Source organism: Clostridium sp. MCC344 (assembly GCF_018785365.1).
Lineage (GTDB): Bacteria > Bacillota > Clostridia > Lachnospirales > Lachnospiraceae > Pilosibacter.
On the sequence record NZ_WQPQ01000070.1, the window covers coordinates 1 to 476 of the forward strand.

Here is a 476-nt window from a genome sequence, read left to right on the forward strand (position 1 = left end):
TAATTACCTTCGGTTCCCCCTGTCAGAACCTTTCTCTGATCGGCAACCGCTCCGGCCTTGCCGGGGCAAAATCAAGCCTGTTCTATCAGGCGTTTCGTATCATACAGGAAATGAGGGATGCTACTGATAACCTATATCCAGCTATCGCTGTTTGGGAAAACGTCATGGGAGCGTTTTCTACAAATGACCGGATGGACTTTAGAGCCGTCTTATCCGCCTTCTCGGACACCGAAGTTCCAATGCCTCCTTCGGGAAGATGGGGAAACGCCGGAATGGTGCGAGGGGGAACGCCTGATGTGTGCTGGCGACTCATGGACGCCCAGTATTGGGCAGGCTCCCGAAGGCTGGCACGAAGGCAGCGGATTTTCGTCGTGGCGGATTTTGGAGGCAGACGTGCCGCAGACATACTATTTAAGCCCCGTCCAATGCTCCCACTTCCTCCGCCTTGCGGAGAGGGCGGGCGGGCCGCCGCCGAA

Annotated in this window: 1 protein-coding gene; it reads left to right on the plus strand. The window is 56.5% G+C overall.

The window, feature by feature from the left end; translation table 11 throughout:
* Positions 1-2 precede the first annotated feature (2 nt).
* Positions 3-476 (plus strand): DNA cytosine methyltransferase (locus GPK90_RS15400; RefSeq protein ID WP_346011278.1); only part of this gene is annotated, 474 nt, incomplete at its 3' end.